The sequence below is a fragment of the Rossellomorea sp. LjRoot5 genome (assembly GCF_964253455.1).
Lineage (GTDB): Bacteria > Bacillota > Bacilli > Bacillales > Bacillaceae_B > Rossellomorea.
The window spans coordinates 1,645,747-1,664,021 of sequence record NZ_CAXUQN020000001.1 but is presented as its reverse complement, the minus strand read 5'-3'; the positions used below and the strand labels follow the sequence as shown (position 1 = coordinate 1,664,021).

The following is an 18,275-nucleotide window of genomic DNA, read 5'->3' as shown; positions in this document are numbered from 1 at the left end:
TTCCCTCTCTTTGTATTAAGTCCCTTATAAAGGCAGCACGACTTTCCGTACAAACAAATAAATCAATGTATGCCCTGCCCCTAGTATCAATAGGAGTATCGGGATGCTCTCTTCCTGATTAAAGAAAGTCACGGCTACGATGAAAGCAAGTACAGAGACGATCCTTCCCAGATTCAAGAAGATTTCCCTGACCACAATGTACTCGATTCTCATTTCAGCCGCGTTCCATCCCGTACCGATCACATCATATGTCATAGAGATATAAGGGACCAGCAGGATGGGGTAGGCACTGGCAATGACACCAGCATAAAGCAATAATTTCGTATACGTAACATCAAATACAATCAGGAATATGGCAAGATACAGGAGGATTCCACCTAAAAGAATAGCACGTTTTCTCAGGTTTTTCTTTATGACCCGGGAAGCGATATAATACCCTACAAAGGCAATGCCTGAGTTGATCAAGCCAAAGGTACCAATGGCAAATTCACTTCCCGTACTGATGAAGACAAACACCGAAATGATAAAGATGAAGGTTCCTTCCCTCAGCCCCTGGAAAAAGTGGGCATTTGTGATGAAGCGCCAATTGTGATTGTGCTTTCTTTCCTCCAAGATCCTGAGGAATAGATAACGTCCGGATGCCGGCCTCCTCTTAAGAAAGAAGCTCATAATAACCGCGATGAAAAAAAGCAAAAGAGAGATTCCGAATACAATGGTATACCCCTTAAAGGAAGCAAACCTTGAAATGATGAAACCGGCGAGGATCGGTCCGATCATTCCCCCGGCGGAAGTCAGGGTACCAAGGAAGCCATTGAAGAAATCCCTTGTTTCAGGTTCGGTGATTTCGAAAGTCAACACATTGAAGGCTAACCAGTAGAAACCATAGCCGATCCCAAGTAATGCTCCCAACACGACAAGATAATCTTCTGCCGATTCTCCGAATGCCAATACGGATATGTAAAAGAGAGCCAAAAAAATAACACCGAAGCGTAATACAATCACCCGGTCCACTTTCTTTGCCAACCTTCCAGCTAAAATAAATGTAAGAGGCTGAAAGATGACAACGGTTAAATTATAAACACCCAAATCAATGAATTCACCTGACTGTTTCCATAAGTATATGTTCACGAATGTGTTCGAGAGGGCAATACTCAAAGAGTATAATCCCCCGATCAACAGGAGCAAAGTCAGATCTTTCGTTAAATCAATGTCACCTAGTATCTTTTTAAAGCTGCTCATGTGTAAAACTCCCCTTTAACGTACCCCTATCTTGTGAAAAAGGGAAGAAACTTATACAAAAAAAAGAGAGGTTCCTGAAAGAACCTCTCTTCCTGTATGAATAAAATTACTTAGCAGCTGAATAACGCTTCGCTACTTCATCCCAGTTTACAACGTTCCAGAATGAACTGATGTAATCAGGACGACGGTTTTGATAGTTCAGGTAGTAAGCATGCTCCCAAACATCAAGACCTAAGACAGGAGTTTTCCCTTCCATTAAAGGACTGTCCTGGTTTGGTGTACTTGTTATTTCCAATTCACCGTTGTTTACTACAAGCCAAGCCCAGCCTGAGCCAAAGCGAGTTGCAGCAGCATTTGCGAATTCTTCTTTAAATGAATCGAAGCTTCCGAACTTGGAAGAGATGGCATCTGCTAACTCTCCAGATGGAGCGCCTCCACCATTCGGTGATAATACCGTCCAGAATAGAGAGTGATTAGCGTGACCGCCACCATTATTGCGAACTGCAGTACGAGCACCTTCAGGAACAGCGTCTAAGTTAGAAACAAGATCTTCAATGGATTTGCTTAATAAATCGTCGTGTCCTTGAAGTGCATCATTTACTTTCGTCACATATGCGTTATGGTGTTTTGTGTGGTGAATGTTCATTGTTTCCTTGTCGATATGAGGTTCTAATGCATCATATGCGTAAGGTAATTGCGGTAATTCGTAAGCCATTATAAATTCCTCCCTATGTATAGTTTCCTGAATAGCTATATTCAGGCCGTTTCAGTATAAGATTACCAAAACTACTATATCTGTTCAAATATTTTGCCTTCAATCTCTCAATTTTTTCTTACAAGGATAAAATGCCCCTCTTTTCTGCTGACTAGTCATTGGGATATTATTTTGTCATTTTTGATTAGCGAGAAGTAGTTGATTTCTTATATACTTACCCCTGTAGTCTGAAAATAGCAGATTAAATAACCCAAAAGAAATAGATGGCCATGACCATTTGAATGCATCCTTTTGTGAATACGCTTGAGATGAAGCCTATCACGGATCCTATCCCCACTTTAACTGCTGTCTTTAGATTGGATCGATGTACGACCCACTCACCTATGACGGCGCCAAGGAAAGGTCCGATTATAATCCCTATGACTGGAATGACAAATGGACCAATGAGCAGTCCGATGGTGCTTCCCCATATTCCTGCCTTCGTGCCTCCGAATTTTTTGACACCGATCAGGTTCGCCATATAATCGGCACCGAACAAGAGGGCAACAAACAGGATCTGCACAGTCCAGAACAACCAGCTGAATGGTTCAAAGCTGAAAAACACCCCATAGAGCAGAAAGCTTCCCATTAAGAAAACGACACTCGGCAAAATCGGGTACACAAGCCCGACAAACGATAAAATCATGAGTATGATAATGATACTCCAATAAACGATGTCCACGTTAACACCCCCTTTTGAGTATAAAAAAAACTGACCCCTTTGACAAATTCCAAAGAGGTCAGGAAAGAAACTTATTCTACTCCCAATACTGCTTCAGCAATATTGACGGCATGATCCCCGATACGTTCTAGATTACTGATGATATCTACGTATACGATACCAGCTTGTCCCGAACATTTTCCTTCGTTCAAACGCAGGATATGCTGTTTGCGGAGCTTACGTTCCATTTTATCGATTTGATCTTCCTTCTCAGCCACTTCTCTTGCAATTTCAGTGTCGTTCAAATCCAAAGATTTGATCGCTTTTTCCACTGTTTCAATTGTCAGATTGAACATGACTTCAAGATCGGACATGGCATCATCCGTGATTTTCACTTTATTGGCTTGTTGGTATTCAACCAACTCAACAATGTTTTCAAAATGATCACCCACCCGCTCAATATCCCGAACTGTATCCATCAGGATCGAATGACGCTCAGATTCAGATTCCGAAAGCGAAGCAGATGATAGATCAACAAGATAATTCGTGATTTTCTTATCAAGATTATTGATGGCGCCTTCTATTTGATAAGCTGCCTCTGAATTTTTCGAGCTCTTTGTCTTTAAGAACTCATTTGTTTCCTGTAATCCTTTAACGGCAAATGTTCCCATGCGGAGAACTTCTTCTTTCGCCTGGCCTAACGCAATGGATGGCGATTGTTCGATGAATACAGGATCCAGATGTTTAGAATTATAATCAACGATCGAGTCCTGACCCGGTATCAACTTCGTTACAATCAGCGCCAATACAGCGATGAAAGGAAATTGAATGATGGTATTCGTTATATTGAAAGTACCATGAGCGAATGCAATGGTCATTGGCTCATTCAGGTTGAATGTAGTTTGTAGAAAGATGACAAACTTTGAAAAGAACGGCAATATGATCAAGAATAAGGTTGTTCCAATTAAGTTAAATAGTACATGTACCGCCGCAGCACGCCTGGCAGCGACTGATGCACCCAGTGCAGCCAATACCGCTGTGATGGTTGTCCCGATGTTATCACCGAATAAAATCGGCAGTCCCGCCTGTAGGTCAACGAGATTGGAACTATACAGCTCCTGAAGGATACCAATCGTTGCAGAAGAACTTTGTACAACCACTGTAAACAATGTCCCCACGACCACTCCAAGAATCGGATTATCACTCATGCTAACGGTCAAATCATGGAATGCTTCCAATGAGCGTAAAGGTTTCATTCCTCCACCCATTAATTCGAGCCCGTAGAATAAGGCACCGAAGCCAAAGATCATTTGTCCAAGATTATGGACTTTTTTATTCTTGAAGAAGAATAACAGGATGGTACCTACGGCAATAATCGGAAGGGCATACTCCCCAATGTCAACACCAATGATGAAGGCTGTCACCGTCGTACCGATATTGGCACCCATGATGACACCGATTGCTTGTCTGAGGGTCATGAAACCTGCACTTACCAGTCCGACCACGATGACCGTCGTACCACTACTCGACTGGATCAAGACTGTAACAAAAACACCCGCCAAAACTCCCATGAACGGATTGGTCGTGAACTTATCCAGGATTTCCTTAAGGCGTTCACCCGCTGACTTCTGAAGGCCATCCCCCATATACTTTATCCCAAAGAGGAAAATACCTAGTCCTCCAAAGAACTGAAACAACATTTCCTGCCAATTTAATTCCATTTTTTCAACCCCTACATATATTTTCGACATTAAACAACAAAAACCCCATATCATTTTTAATATATTACGGGGCATACGTAAATACTTTTCGCCCCGAATTTACAATAGGTTAATAAAAGTCGACTTTTATTACATTTACATTACAAACGATATTAATTATAAATTATTACCAGGGTCCATACTTGATGAAGCATGAAGACAAGCTTAAAATAGATAGGGTATGCACGAAAGGAGAAAAAATTTAAATGAATGTATTTCAGCAATTGTATAAAAGTATCTATTCCCCAAAAGATATTGCAAAATTCCGTTTCCAGGGAATCGGTAAGACGATCCGTTTCATTTTTTTGCTTGCTCTTATATCCATCATTCCTGTAGCTATACAATTTGTATCGTTCGCAACCAATGCCCTTGATACATTAATTCTGGATAAAGAACTGCCATCGTTTTCAATCGAGAATGGCACCTTATCATCTGATCAGTCTGAACCCGTGACCCTCGAGAAAGATGGCATCACCATCATCTTGGATGATACTGGTCAAATGAAAGAAGGAAACCTTGACAGGAATGAAAATACGGTTGCCTTCCTTAAGAATGACTTTGTGGTCATAAGCCAGGGACATGTTCAGTCCTCATCCTATACATTGTTTGGTGACAGCACTGTAACAAAGGATGAGTTACTCGACATCCTGAATTCACTCAACGATCTGAAATGGATATTGATCCCTGTGGCATTAAGCATTCTTTATGTGTTCACCTCCGGAATGACATTCTTAAAAGTAACCATTTTCGCCATCATCGGTGTTACTTTTGCAAATATCCTGAAACGAAATGTACAATACCGCCAAAGCTTTCGCATCACTGCTTATGCGGCTTCGGTTTCTACCGTATTTTTTACCCTAATGGAATTATTACAAACCAGGATCCCCGCTGCTCCAATATTGGACTGGTTTGTCATTACCGTCATCCTGTATTTAGTAGTGAAGGAAATCCCTCAAAGGAAAATACGCCATTAAACAAAGTCCCCGTTTCCACTTGACGGGGACTTTTGTTCGTTGAACGGTCTATTAGATTTCAGTACGGACCTCCCCTTTTGTCCGTATAGCAAGAAATGCAAATAGGAGGATATTCATCAATGTGAATCCAAATGTGATGATATACATATGTGTCGGATCCTGCCTCCACACGCCGAAGGCAACAGGGCCCAAAGCCACACCTCCGAATCTTACAGCACCATAAAGACTGACGACCATCCCCCTTTCTTGTTCAGATACGCTTCCCGTAATGAACGTATTGATGACAGGAAGAATCAACCCTAATCCCCCAAAGCTTATGGTGAGAAAAAGCATCAAAGATCCCAATGAAGAAAAAAAGATCAATAATCCTAAAGGGATGCTCATCGTGATTAGCCCACATTTCAAATAGGTCCAACCCAATTCCTCATCGGTCTTCAATCTTTTTCCGCACCAATACGAACAGATCGTCATCGCACCAAGAGGGAAAATGAACGAAAACCCTTTGAAAAACCCATCAATATGAAAAGTATTTTCAATATGGTAGGAAAGATAGAAGAGAATGCCGAATAATAAAAATAAGCCCGTTCCCCCGATGACATAGAGAGGGATCAGCAGCCTTCCCTTTGATAAAAAAACGGGGATGAATGCTTTCACATCCAATTTTCGAACACCTTTTTTTGAATCAACTGTATGGCGCAGACCGACTAAGATCACTAAAGAAATTACCGGGAACACCCAAAAAGACTGATCCCAAAGAACAAGTTGGGCGAGGGTGGCACCAATAAGTGGAGCTGCCACTTTGCCGATACCATTGAATACCTCCAATGAACCAAGCATCCTTGAGCGCTCCTCCCCCTGATAAAGATCACCGATCAATGCCATAGCGAGAGGCATCGTCCCAGCTGCACCAACACCTTGCAGTCCTCTGCCGAACATAAAGAGGCCAATGACATTTCCATTAAAGATACACAGTATACTTCCAAGAACCATAATCCATAAAGAAATGCTGATTAACCGTTTACGCCCATAGCGATCAGACAATATCCCTGCAAAGGGTATCACCAAAGCTGCTGGGATTGTGAATGAACTTAAAATGAATCCGGACCATCTGCCCCCTAAATCCAAATCTGCTTCAATGTCAGGAAGAATGGGAATCAGCATGGAATTCCCGAGTACCATCAGTATGGGCAGTAAACCGATCACAAATGGGAGAAGCTTCTCTCTCATATCACACAACTCCTTCATGGGTCCATTCAGACATCACACTAATCGGGAGGAAATATAGATGAAACGAATGGCAATTTTCTTTGGTATTATCATTCTTCTATACAGTGTTTATTATGATTTAAATAAGGGGACGTTACGTCTGCTGTATAAAGAAGCGATCGTCGCCACCTCCGAGCCCCTGGTGAATGGGAATCAAAGGGAACAACCTCAAGAACCTGTTAAAAGAGAAGAAGATCCCTCATCCCTTTCTTATGTAGAAATGGAAGTGAAACCGGGCGATACCGTATTGAGCCTTGTGGAAGATCTTATTGATGGATCCATTCCCGTTTCCATCGACCAGGTGATCACCGACTTTGAAGAATTGAATGATGTCTCCCCGGCCAAGATCCAAATAGGGAAAACCTATAAAATACCGAATTATCAATGACTTGGCCATGTAATAAACACCTATTTCTTGTCATTTTACACAAAACACTGTTACAATAGCTTCGTATTACTTATAATGAAACTTTGAGAACCTTTCTAAAGGAGCGAATTACACTTGAGTGAAATTATACATCGTACAAAAACACGTCCTGTCAAAGTAGGAAATTTAACGATCGGCGGTAATAACGAAGTGGTCATCCAAAGTATGACCACGACCAAAACGCATGATGTTGAAGCAACGGTTAAAGAAATTCACCGTCTGGAAGAAGCAGGATGCCAGGTCGTACGTGTCGCATGCCCGGATGAACGTGCAGCCGACGCCATTGCTGATATTAAGAAGCAAATCAACATCCCGCTTGTTGTCGATATACATTTTGACTATAAATTAGCCCTAAAAGCCATTGAAGGCGGAGCTGATAAAATCCGGATCAATCCAGGGAATATCGGACGCCGTGAAAAAGTCGAGGCAGTAGTCAAGGCAGCAAAAGAAAAAGGCATCCCGATTCGAATCGGAGTGAACGCAGGGAGCCTGGAAAGAAAAATCCTTGAAAAATACGGATACCCTACAGCTGATGGAATGGTGGAAAGTGCCCTTCATCATATTAAAATCCTTGAAGACCTCGATTTCCATGACATCATCGTATCCATGAAAGCCTCTGACGTGAATTTAGCCATCGAGGCTTACACGAAAGCTGCGAAAGCATTCGACTACCCGCTTCACCTCGGAATCACAGAATCAGGGACTCTGTTTGCAGGTACCGTAAAAAGTGCCGCTGGCCTTGGAGCCATCCTGAGTCTTGGGATAGGTAACACGGTACGGATTTCCTTGAGTGCGGATCCCGTCGAAGAAGTGAAAGTGGCAAGAGAATTATTGAAGTCATTTGGATTGGCGGCAAATGCAGCTACATTGATTTCGTGCCCGACTTGCGGCCGTATCGAAATCGACCTGATTTCAATCGCCAATGAAGTGGAAGAATACATTTCCACGATTAAAGCACCGATCAAGGTCGCTGTGCTGGGATGTGCAGTGAATGGACCTGGTGAAGCCAGAGAGGCTGACATCGGTATTGCCGGTGCCAGAGGGGAAGGACTCCTATTCCGTAAGGGAAAAACCGTCCGTAAAGTACCTGAAGAGACCATGGTAGAAGAATTAAAGAAAGAAATTGACAAGATTGCGGAAGAATACTTCGCAAAGCAGGAAGCCGAAAAGAAAGAGCAGGAGCAAGTCTAACCCTGTGAATGAAAGAGGACTGATCAATGATCAGCCCTCTTTTTTAGTTTCCTGAAACGCTCCCAATTTCAAGAAAAACGATTTAGTTTAAAAGAACGGCAGTACAAATAATCCTACGATTATCGATACGGCCCCAATTCCGATTGCCCAGGCACCGAGCATCTCTGCTCCCCTGCGTCTTGCCACAAACCCAAGGACGATCCCCGCTGCTCCCATGATGACCGGGAGAATAAATAAGGAAAGAATGGATAGTGCAAGTGCAGAGTATCCTAACACGCGACCTGATGTTGTCGCATCTTCAGTGGCATCATCTTCAAAGCCGCGGCTCACATTCATTGGAGCAGCAATTTCTGCTGCTGTTTCTTCACGGTAATCATCTCTACTCACATCTGTTTCCGGATTGTCGTAATATACGTCGATATCTTGAAGATTTCGATCAACGCTGTTTAATTCGCGTCGTTCATCACTCATACAGCAATCCCTCACTTTCTGTGTTTGGGAGCCTTCTTATTGTGTGTCAGTTCAGCCATTTTACTATGCTAATCTTTGTCATTTTTGTTATGATCAAATTTTCATCTTGATATCAGAACCATTGGTATTCGGTATTTGTTATGTAATCCTTCATTTAGTAATGTATGTTGGTATTTTCCAGAAACATGTAATAGTTGATTTCCGCTCCAGGTGCTCGCTTTCCGCGGGGCGTGAGTTGAGCCTCCTCGGGTTTTGCCCTGCGGGGTCTCAACTTTCCCGCATTTCCCGCAGGAGTCGAGCACCTTCCACTCCAATCAACTTTCGAAGCATGTACTCTTTAAAGAAATAAGGCATCTCATTTCAGCGCTCTGCCAAATAGGGCAGGAATGTGATAGACTTGAAGGAGTTTTTATAAAGGGGAGTATGATAAAGAATGAAACGTTTTGGAATCGATATTGATGGGACAGTTACGTCACCTGAATCTTTACTGCCTCACATAAATGATCATTTTCAATTGAATTTAACCTTACAAGACATCACCCAATACGAACTGACAAAGGTTTTGGACATATCACCCCAAACCTTTGGAAAATGGTTTAAAGAAGCAGAACCGCTCATCTACAAAGAATCTCCCCTTGCTCCCGGCGCAAAAACGATCCTGGATCAATGGAAAGAGGAGCACGAACTTTACTTTATCAGTGCAAGAAGAACCGACCTCATCGATATTACGAAGGAATGGTTCGATGCTCAGGACCTTATGTATCACCATATTGAATTGATCGGTTCTCACGATAAAATATCCACTGCTAAAAAACATGCAGTCGACATTTTCTTCGAAGATAAACATGATAATGCAGTGGCGATATCCGAAGAGTTATCCATCCCGGTTTTGTTATTTAACACGCCTTATAATCAAAAACCGATCCCTGATGGAGTCATTCGAGTGAATGACTGGAAGGAAGCGGATTCCTGGGTACAAAACTGGCTGTTGCAACAACGTTGATCATAGAAAAGAGCCTCGATTCTGAGGCTCTTTTCTATGCCTTTTTAAACAAGGATTTAAATCGTTCCACGCGCCTTCGATTCACTTTGAAATCATAATACCCAAGGCGTGAACCCGACTTAAAATGCAAAAGATGGGTACTTTCATCAATAAAAAGCTCCAGGTCATCCTTGAATTTCATCCACTTGGAAGTGAAGACGGCATGCACATAATGCGTCCTTTCTTCCTTGATTTCCACATGATCAAATTGATTCAGTGTCTGGTGTATCCTTGCTTTCGCATCTGCTACTTCCCCGCTTACGGGAAGGGGTGCAATCCTGTGGTAAGACGTAAGGTCTATCGTACTCACGCAGTTTTTTTTATTGGTGGGGCAGTGTGTGAAAGGGACCGATTCCATGGCTACATCTCCTCTATTCCTTCTATATACCTATTTTTCCCCTCCTTTACGCAAGGTTAAACACGTTAAGATGTACAAAAGAAAAAGAGACCCCGAGGGATCCCTATTGACACTGTGGACATTTACCGTAGATTTCAAATTTATGTCCTGATATATCATATCCGGTTTCAGCTAAATTTTCTTTCAACGTTTCCATGGGACATGTATGAATTTCTTTCGTTTTCCCACAATCCATACAAATGAAGTGATGATGATGATGATGACTTTCACACGTAATCCGGAAATGCCTTTCACTGGATAATTCCGTTTCTTCCAGTATGCCCAGTTCTACGAAAAGGCTTAAATTACGATAAATGGTATCAAAGCTCAGACCGGGATAATCGGCTTTCATATACTCCAGCACGTCCCTGGCCGTTAAATATTTATTCGAGCTTGAGAACAACTCAAGTAATTGCTGCCGTTTCCCAGTATGCTTATATCCTTTTGCTTTTAACAGTTCCATTGCTTCCGTTACATTCACTTTCTACACCTCACCTTTAGAAGAATGACTGGACGACCTCAATTTCTTGATGAGGATCGTCAAGAGGAGAATCAGAATGGCCGTGATGACAATCGTTCCCCCGGGAGCAAGATTCAAATAGAAGGCACTCACTAACCCGACGATGACCGAAATCTCCCCGAATAAAAGGGAATATCCGATCGTCTGTTTAAAACCGTTCGCAATCCTGATGCTTGCCGCAACGGGCAATGTCATTAGAGACGATACCAGAAGGATTCCCACAATGCGCATGGAGGCGGCAATCACCAGGGCGACCATGATCATAAAGATAAAGTGGATCGCCTTCGCAGGGATCCCGGATGCCTTTGCATGGTCCTCATCAAATGATAATAGGAACAACTCTTTATACAATAAGAAAACCACTCCGATGACAAGGACACTGATTCCACCAATCAGATACAGATCCCCCCTGCTGACTGCGCTGACACTCCCAAATAAGTAACTGAATAAATCCGTGTTGAAACCATCTGCGAGTGAAATGAATATGACCCCTATCCCGATTCCCCCAGACAGGATGATTGGTATCGCAAGCTCCTGGTAATGCTTGTATACCATTCTTAATCGTTCTATGAATAAGGAACCTATTACGGAGAAAGCCATTCCGAAGTAAAGGGGATTCAACCCTGAAAACCCGGGCACCGTTTTGCTTAAGTACAGACTTGCCGCAATGCCTGAGAGCGTCACGTGGCTCAAAGCATCGGCAATCAGGGATAATCTCCTTACTACGATGAATGCCCCCAGTAACGGAGCGATGATCCCGATAAGGATTCCTGTCAGAAATGCATTTTGTAAAAATTCATATTGAAAAATAGCCTGAAGCATTCTCTTCCCTCCGATCGATCATGAATGTTGATGTTCATGCTCATGATTCAAAAAATGTACATCATGACCATAAAAAGAGGAAAGCTGATTTTCTTTGAGCTTTTCAAACTCTTCTGTTTTGCCATGGAAATGTAAATGTTTATTTAAGCAGGCAACATGTGTCACCTTATTAGAGATCGACCCGATGTCATGGGTGACCAGCACAAGTGTGATACCTAGTTCTTTGTTCAATGTTTCTAACATATCGTAGAAGTTTTGGACGTTACGGCTGTCGACTCCCACTGTCGGTTCATCGAGGATCAGCACATCAGGCTGACTCACGAGGGCCCTTGCGATGAAGACCCTCTGCTGCTGACCACCTGATAATTCTCCGATATTCCGTTTGGCGAACTCACCCATGCCGACTGATTCGATTGCTTTATTCACATCTTGCTTAAATGCTGATGAAACCCGCTTGAACAATCCTGCCTTTTTCGCCAGTCCACTGGCTACCACTTCATAAACGGTAGCCGGAAATCCTGTGTTGAAGCTGTTTGCCTTTTGCGATACGAAGCCGATACGGTCCCATTGTTTAAATTTATGCTGCGGGATCCCAAACAGCTCAATATTCCCCTGCTTCACCCGGAGCAGGCCAAGGACAAGCTTCAATAAGGTGGATTTCCCTGAACCGTTCGGCCCGACGATTCCGAGAAAAGCACCTCTTGGAATGCTCAAATTGATATCTTCAAGCACTCTTTCACGCTCATAGCGGAAATTTACGTCTTCTATTTTTATCACTGGATTTGTCTTATCCATATTTATCAACTCTCTTTATAAGAATCATTACGATTTAAAAGTACATAGGGTAGTATACAGGATGCAACATCAATTGTAAATAATTCCGGTCTTCATTCAAAAAGGACCGCCCTCTTGTTTGGACGGTCCTGTCATTTCATAATGGATGTTTTTTTACATATTAATGAATGGCAGATTTGAAACGTGCACCTTTTGTTTCCTGGGTGCTCATGATGGTGATGAATGCATCCGGATCCACGTCCGAAACGACCGATTTTAATTTCGTTACTTCAAGCCTGGTGACCACGACATATATGACCTCTTTGTCATTATCCGTATAGCCTCCCCGCCCCTTTAACATGGTCGTTCCCCTGCCGAGCCTTTGCAGGATTGCATCAGACACATCCAGGTAATGATCAGACACGATGATGACCGCTTTGGTTTCGTCCATCCCCTGAATGACCGTATCGATCGTCTTAAATGCGATATAGTATGTCATGACCGAATACATCGCTTCTTCGATTCCGAAGACGAATGCTGCCCAGCCAAAAATGAAAATATTCATGAACATCACAAACTCACCCACGGAAAAAGGCAGTTTCTTTGTCATGAGGATCCCCAGGATCTCGGTACCGTCGAGGGAACCCCCATGACGGATGACCAGCCCCACACCCACTCCGAGAATCAGACCACCGAAGACGGTTGCCAATATCTCCTCTGTTACGAATGGATCTATATGGTGAAGGAGACTTTCAATGACAGCCAGGGACACTACCGCAAACAATGACGATACAACAAACGTCTTTCCGATATGTTTGTAGCCAGAATACATAAAGGGAAGATTCAACAGAACCAACAGGGTTGAAAAGTTAAGAAAAGGGATGGAATCGGAAACCAAATAATCCAGGATCAGTGAAACACCAATGATCCCCCCGTCAATGATATTATTGGGAACAAGGAACAATTCAATCGATACAGCGGCGAGACCGGCTCCGACCGTTATGAAAAGCAAACGATAAATAAAATGAAGGGGACTTTCCTTCTTATGTACTCTTTGAGTCATTGTCAATTCCTTTCCTTTTACTTATTTTCTAATAAAAGTGTCACTTTCTTGATGTGAGATACATATGTATCATTTGAGGAGTGATATACATGAAACTATTACAAAATGTGATTAATCACAAAATCAATCATATTACAAATGATGAGTTATTAAAGTATGCAAAACAATATAATATTTCTCTCACGTCGCAACAGGCAACAAGTATCGTTCAGAGCGTGAAAGGGAAAAACATCAATATCTTCGATGATACGAAGAGAAGCAGATTGGTGAAGGATCTGGCCAAGATCATCGGACCTAGGAAAGCCAAGGAAATCAACCAGCTCTTTTTGCAGCTTATCCGGTAATGAAAATAAAGAAAGAGGAGGCGGCCTCAAGTCTCGAGACATGACCTCCTCCAATCTTTACTGATTCACTATTTTCGTCAATACCTCTTCATCAAAGGTTTGATTACGAAGCATGTCGATTTCAAACTTATATGGAGGCTTTTTATTTTTCTTATCTTCCCCTACATAAGGTGTTTCCAATATCTTCGGAATATCCTTTAGCTGCGGATGATGCACAATATAATTCAGTGCCTTGAATCCGATATGCCCAAATCCCAGGTTTTCATGTCGGTCCTTAGCCGCTCCACATTCATTCTTACTATCATTTATGTGAAGAACTTTTAAGCGGTCGATGCCTACGATTTTATCGAATTCTTCCAATACCCCATCGAAGTCTTCTACGATATTATATCCTGCATCATGTGTATGACATGTATCAAAGCAGACGGAGATGCGGTCATTCAGTTCTACTCCATTCATGATCTGAGCGATTTCCTCAAAGGATCTCCCACATTCAGAGCCTTTACCGGCCATTGTCTCAAGGGCAATTTGAACTTTATGATCCTTGGTCAATACTTCGTTAAGGCCTTCAATAATCTTCGCAATTCCCTTATCTGCTCCCGCACCGACATGAGCACCAGGATGAAGGACGATTTGTCCTGCCCCGATCGCTTCTGTGCGCTCCATTTCAGAGCGAAGGAAATTGACTCCCAATTCGAATGTAGACGGGTTGGTCGTATTTCCGATGTTGATGATATAAGGAGCATGCACGATGATGTCCTCTATTCCGTTTTCTTTCATATGAGCAAGACCCGCTTCAATATTCAGGTCTTCGATTTTTTTTCTTCTCGTGTTCTGTGGTGCACCTGTATAAATCATAAAGGTATTCGCACCATACGAAACGGCTTCTTCACTTGAAGCAAGTAACATATTCTTTCCACTCATGGAAACATGGGATCCAATCTTAACCATTCTTCTCAACTCCTAAGAAAATCTCTCTTTATTGTATCGAATGTGTACAAATGAATCACGTTCAAACCCTTATTTGTTTCTGTTTTTTATTCTTCTTTCCCGCTTCTTGATTTGATCCATTTTGTATTTCATTTTCTTTTTATATCCCGGTTTAACCGACTTCGGTTTACGGACTAACGATTTCGCCTTTTCATCGATTTCATCAACGTTCGATTTTTGACGGTTTTTACGTTTGTTCAGAGGAGGCAGCTCGGACCATTCACCTTTTTTAATGTCCCGATGGGAAAAGCTGATTCCAAGCTTCTCCAGACGATTCAGCGCATCTTCATCCGAAGACGTATAAATGGTAAAGGCAATACCGCTATTTCCAGCACGTGCTGTACGGCCTGAACGATGAACATAAAAATCCAGATCCTGAGGCAGTTCATAGTTGATGATATGGCTTACCCCTTCGATGTCGATCCCTCTGGCGGCAAGGTCTGTTGCCACAATGTATTGATAATCAAGGTTCCGTATTTGTTTCATCATTTTCTTACGCTCACGTGGAGAAAGATCACCGTGAATACGGCCGACCTTCAATCCTTTGGCAATCAGGGCATCGGCTACTTCATCCGCCTTTTGCTTCGTGTTGGTGAACACAATCCCTAAGTAAGGATTTATCTCCACTAAAATATTGTAAAGGAGATTGGTTTTATCACGGCTCTTCAAAGGTACGATCACGTGTTCAATATTTTTTGCCGACAGCTGTTCCGGTTCCACGTGGGCATACTGGGGATTTTCCATATACTTCTTCAGGAAAGGCTTCAGCTTCTCCGGGATCGTGGCAGAAAATACTAACATCTGTAGTTTTTCAGGCATCTTCGCAGCAATTTGATCCACATCTTCAATGAATCCCATATCGAGCATCAAATCAGCTTCATCGATCACAAGAAGCTTCGCTGTATGGACAAATAGTGCCTGGTCCTTCACCAGGTCATTGATCCGTCCCGGCGTGCCGACAACGATATGAGGCTGATGTTTTAACTTCTCGATCGTTCTCTGTTTGTCCGTCCCCCCGATATAGCAACGGGATACAATCTCAGTACCCTTTGTAATCTTAAGTACTTCCTGATAAATCTGTTGTGCCAATTCACGGGTAGGTGCAGTGATGACAGCTTGTACCTGTTCAGCAGCTGCATCTACCTTTTCGATGATCGGTAATAGATACGAGTGGGTTTTCCCCGTTCCCGTTTGAGATTGGCCGATCGCACTTTGTCCTTTTAAAATCAGAGGGATCATTTTCTTCTGGATTTCAGTTGGTTCATAGAAACCCAGTTCTTCTACAGCTTCAGTGATGAAAGACTGAAATCCAAATTGCAGAAATAAATTCTTTTTCATTGAGTACATCTCCTTTTATCTTCATATCCTTTTATCTACGCTGTCATCGGGATGGATGTCTATGCCGTTCACATCATCACCACAGATTTATATAAAATGTACGTATCACTTTTTTAGTTGTCAGTGATTTTATTTTAACGTTAGCAAGCGTCATATTTAAAGAACATCTAATCATTATAATCAATTTTCAGCAAAACATCTAGGTCAACTTGATTTTATTTCAGATGTTATTGTCACAATACCCTTTTTTAACCTGTTGCATACTCTATAATGACAACGAATTTATTGAAATGAAAGGAGGCTGTCATTATGCCGCCTAGAAGAATGAGAAACCAAGGTCAGGATATGCGAAATCCTTTCGGAATGAGACAGCGCCAGGGTAACGGATTCGGGTTACAGCAACCCGTGAAAAACACTTTCGGGTTGGGACAACGGCAAGGTAACGGGTTCGACATGCAGCAATCTGGCAGGAATCATTTCGGGATCGGACAGACACAGCCCCCGCCTTTTCAATTTGGAAGGCAAAATCCAAATCAAGGCTTTAATATGGGAATGAATCAAAGAGGAAGAGGCAGAGGGCAAGGCAAAGGGTTGCTGTCGAAGTTCCTGAAAAAAGGAGAAAATCGCAATGCAGGCGGTGGCGGACTTCTAGAACAATTTACGAGGTCTTCTGCCGGCGAAACCGGATTCGAGCGATCACCGCAGGCAGCAGGGGGAATCATGCAAACACTCTTGAATCCCGGCAATGTCAATTCCTTTCTGTCTAACACTCAACAAATGCTGCAGACAGCCCAGCAATTGGGTCCGATGTTTCAGCAATACGGTCCGATGGTCAAAAATATCCCATCTCTGTGGAAGCTGTACCGCGGGTTCAAGGATATGTCTGCTGAAACGCCTGATGAACCATCGACAGAGATAAAAAATGAAGAAAGTGATGATATCCCTGAAGCAGAAATCCCTGTTAAGAAAAAAAAGAAAAAGAAAAAAAAACCTTCTGTAAAAATCAATGATGAAGAAGATTGGGAAGATGACGCACCGTCTAAATCACAATCAAAACCAAAACTATATATATAAAGGCCGCATCCCTAAAGGTATTCCATCACCTGACAGGGATTATTTTTTTGAAGTGCCTCCTGAGGGATCCCATGGTTGGATATCATGTAAAAATGGCGTTTCACTTCGTTCTCTTTGTCAGACGGACCTTTCTCCTTTATAATGAAGACAAAAGACTCTCTCATGTAGGAGGATATTTATAAATGGATATTATTAAGATTACTCCGAGAGGCTATTGTTATGGTGTGGTAGACGCAATGGTCATTGCAAGAAATGCCGCATTAGACAAATCGCTTCCTCGTCCAATTTATATTCTGGGGATGATCGTCCATAACAAACATGTAACGGATGCGTTTGAAGAAGACGGTATCATCACCCTCGATGGCAGCAATAGAAAAGAAATCATTGAACAGGTGAATGAAGGAACGGTGATCTTTACCGCCCACGGAGTCTCTCCTGAGGTGAAAGAAATTGCCAAGCAAAAAGGACTGGTCACGCTGGATGCTACCTGCCCTGATGTCACAAAGACACATGACTTGATCCGCGCCAAAGAAGCCGAGGGCTATGATGTGATTTATATCGGGAAAAAGGGGCACCCCGAGCCTGAGGGGGCGGTCGGTGTCGCACCCGAAATCGTTCATCTCGTCGAAACAGCCGACGACGTTGAAGAATTATCCATCGACAACGATAAGATCATCGTGACGAACCAAACGACCATGAGTCAATGGGATGTGCTCGATACAATGGATAAAGTGAAGGAAATGTATCCTCATGTCGAACTGCACAAAGAAATCTGCCTGGCTACACAAGTACGGCAGGAAGCAGTGGCAGAGCAGGCCGGGGATGCCGATGTCCTCATTGTCGTCGGCGATCCGAAGAGCAATAACTCCAATCGCCTTGCACAAGTGTCGATTGATATCGCAGGTACACCTGCCCACCGCATTTCGGACATCAGTGAGCTAGACGTAGAATGGATCAAAGATGCGAGTGTCGTCGCTGTCACGGCCGGTGCGTCCACTCCAACGCCGATTGTAAAAGAAGTCATTAAATTCCTGGAAGCTTTTGATCCAAATGACGAATCCACCTGGACAAGAGAGCGCAATGTCCCTTTAAATAAAATACTCCCTAAAGTCCGGAAAGCGAAAATGGGAACAAAATAAGAGTGCTGAAAGGCCCCTTGCGAAATGGC

At 42.8% G+C, this 18,275-nt stretch carries 20 protein-coding genes; 7 read left to right on the top strand and 13 right to left on the bottom strand.

The annotated features are described in order from the left end of the window. Positions 1-24: 24 nt before the first annotated feature. The 4 genes from ACSQ2E_RS08455 to ACSQ2E_RS08440 all read right to left on the bottom strand — a co-directional run bounded on the left by ACSQ2E_RS08455 (position 25) and on the right by ACSQ2E_RS08440 (position 4,375). The gene (locus ACSQ2E_RS08455) at positions 25-1,239 is read right to left on the bottom strand and encodes an MFS transporter (protein WP_435990131.1); all 1,215 of its coding nucleotides are present in this window, start codon (positions 1,237-1,239) and stop codon (positions 25-27) included. A gap of 106 nt (positions 1,240-1,345) precedes the next feature. Further along, positions 1,346-1,954: a superoxide dismutase SodA gene (gene sodA, locus ACSQ2E_RS08450; RefSeq protein WP_435990130.1), complete on the bottom strand. Its 609-nt coding sequence runs from the start codon at positions 1,952-1,954 to the stop codon at positions 1,346-1,348. Positions 1,955-2,195: 241 nt separating this feature from the next. Next, a complete protein-coding gene (locus tag ACSQ2E_RS08445; RefSeq protein WP_435990129.1) occupies positions 2,196-2,675 on the bottom strand; it encodes a DUF456 domain-containing protein in 480 nt (159 codons plus the stop codon). Positions 2,676-2,746: 71 nt separating this feature from the next. Further along, complete coding sequence (locus tag ACSQ2E_RS08440) at positions 2,747-4,375, bottom strand: Na/Pi cotransporter family protein (RefSeq protein WP_435990128.1); 1,629 nt, start codon at positions 4,373-4,375, stop codon at positions 2,747-2,749. Positions 4,376-4,620: 245 nt separating this feature from the next. Between ACSQ2E_RS08440 and ACSQ2E_RS08435 the strand changes: the two genes are divergently transcribed. After that, positions 4,621-5,388, top strand: coding sequence for a DUF1189 domain-containing protein (locus tag ACSQ2E_RS08435; RefSeq protein WP_435990127.1), 768 nt, complete (start codon positions 4,621-4,623; stop codon positions 5,386-5,388). 51 nt (positions 5,389-5,439) lie between these two features. Here the strand turns inward: ACSQ2E_RS08435 and ACSQ2E_RS08430 are convergent, their stop codons facing one another. Beyond that, positions 5,440-6,615, bottom strand: coding sequence for an MFS transporter (locus tag ACSQ2E_RS08430; RefSeq protein WP_435990126.1), 1,176 nt, complete (start codon positions 6,613-6,615; stop codon positions 5,440-5,442). Between the two features lie 58 nt (positions 6,616-6,673). Here ACSQ2E_RS08430 and ACSQ2E_RS08425 point away from each other — a divergent pair, with 58 nt between their 5' ends. Together ACSQ2E_RS08425 and ispG are read left to right on the top strand one after the other, a co-directional pair. Continuing rightward, positions 6,674-7,042 (top strand): hypothetical protein, encoded by a 369-nt coding sequence (locus ACSQ2E_RS08425; protein WP_435990125.1) that lies wholly within the window; start codon positions 6,674-6,676, stop codon positions 7,040-7,042. A 123-nt stretch (positions 7,043-7,165) separates the two neighbouring features. Then, positions 7,166-8,272: a flavodoxin-dependent (E)-4-hydroxy-3-methylbut-2-enyl-diphosphate synthase gene (ispG, locus tag ACSQ2E_RS08420; RefSeq protein ID WP_142245354.1), complete on the top strand. Its 1,107-nt coding sequence runs from the start codon at positions 7,166-7,168 to the stop codon at positions 8,270-8,272. 87 nt (positions 8,273-8,359) lie between these two features. Here the strand turns inward: ispG and ACSQ2E_RS08415 are convergent, their stop codons facing one another. Then, entirely contained in the window at positions 8,360-8,743 is a 384-nt protein-coding gene (locus ACSQ2E_RS08415; RefSeq protein WP_435990124.1) for a DUF4190 domain-containing protein, read from the bottom strand. Positions 8,744-9,176: 433 nt separating this feature from the next. Between ACSQ2E_RS08415 and ACSQ2E_RS08410 the strand changes: the two genes are divergently transcribed. Next, positions 9,177-9,746, top strand: a complete 570-nt coding sequence (locus ACSQ2E_RS08410) for a hypothetical protein (RefSeq protein WP_435990123.1) — start codon at positions 9,177-9,179, stop codon at positions 9,744-9,746. 34 nt (positions 9,747-9,780) lie between these two features. Here ACSQ2E_RS08410 and ACSQ2E_RS08405 read toward each other — a convergent pair whose 3' ends face one another. The 5 genes from ACSQ2E_RS08405 to ACSQ2E_RS08385 all read right to left on the bottom strand — a co-directional run bounded on the left by ACSQ2E_RS08405 (position 9,781) and on the right by ACSQ2E_RS08385 (position 13,361). Then, positions 9,781-10,143, bottom strand: coding sequence for a DUF1499 domain-containing protein (locus ACSQ2E_RS08405; RefSeq protein WP_435990122.1), 363 nt, complete (start codon positions 10,141-10,143; stop codon positions 9,781-9,783). A 103-nt stretch (positions 10,144-10,246) separates the two neighbouring features. Then, complete coding sequence (locus ACSQ2E_RS08400) at positions 10,247-10,663, bottom strand: Fur family transcriptional regulator (RefSeq protein WP_435990121.1); 417 nt, start codon at positions 10,661-10,663, stop codon at positions 10,247-10,249. 3 nt (positions 10,664-10,666) lie between these two features. Continuing rightward, positions 10,667-11,524: a metal ABC transporter permease gene (locus ACSQ2E_RS08395; protein ID WP_435990120.1), complete on the bottom strand. Its 858-nt coding sequence runs from the start codon at positions 11,522-11,524 to the stop codon at positions 10,667-10,669. Between the two features lie 18 nt (positions 11,525-11,542). After that, positions 11,543-12,319, bottom strand: a complete 777-nt coding sequence (locus tag ACSQ2E_RS08390) for a metal ABC transporter ATP-binding protein (RefSeq protein ID WP_435990119.1) — start codon at positions 12,317-12,319, stop codon at positions 11,543-11,545. A gap of 160 nt (positions 12,320-12,479) precedes the next feature. Continuing rightward, positions 12,480-13,361, bottom strand: a complete 882-nt coding sequence (locus tag ACSQ2E_RS08385) for a YitT family protein (RefSeq protein ID WP_435990118.1) — start codon at positions 13,359-13,361, stop codon at positions 12,480-12,482. An 89-nt stretch (positions 13,362-13,450) separates the two neighbouring features. Between ACSQ2E_RS08385 and ACSQ2E_RS08380 the strand changes: the two genes are divergently transcribed. Then, positions 13,451-13,705: a DUF2624 domain-containing protein gene (locus ACSQ2E_RS08380; protein WP_435990117.1), complete on the top strand. Its 255-nt coding sequence runs from the start codon at positions 13,451-13,453 to the stop codon at positions 13,703-13,705. Positions 13,706-13,762: 57 nt separating this feature from the next. On the opposite strand, the gene ACSQ2E_RS08375 is transcribed toward ACSQ2E_RS08380, so the two are convergent. Both ACSQ2E_RS08375 and ACSQ2E_RS08370 read right to left on the bottom strand, forming a co-directional pair. Further along, entirely contained in the window at positions 13,763-14,656 is an 894-nt protein-coding gene (locus ACSQ2E_RS08375; protein ID WP_435990116.1) for a deoxyribonuclease IV, read from the bottom strand. A gap of 69 nt (positions 14,657-14,725) precedes the next feature. Further along, positions 14,726-16,033, bottom strand: coding sequence for a DEAD/DEAH box helicase (locus ACSQ2E_RS08370; protein ID WP_435990115.1), 1,308 nt, complete (start codon positions 16,031-16,033; stop codon positions 14,726-14,728). A gap of 309 nt (positions 16,034-16,342) precedes the next feature. Here ACSQ2E_RS08370 and vrrA point away from each other — a divergent pair, with 309 nt between their 5' ends. Together vrrA and ACSQ2E_RS08360 are read left to right on the top strand one after the other, a co-directional pair. Beyond that, a complete protein-coding gene (gene vrrA / locus ACSQ2E_RS08365) occupies positions 16,343-17,107 on the top strand; it encodes a VrrA/YqfQ family protein (RefSeq protein WP_435990114.1) in 765 nt (254 codons plus the stop codon). A 182-nt stretch (positions 17,108-17,289) separates the two neighbouring features. Beyond that, positions 17,290-18,246: a 4-hydroxy-3-methylbut-2-enyl diphosphate reductase gene (locus ACSQ2E_RS08360; protein WP_435990113.1), complete on the top strand. Its 957-nt coding sequence runs from the start codon at positions 17,290-17,292 to the stop codon at positions 18,244-18,246. Positions 18,247-18,275: the final 29 nt, after the last annotated feature.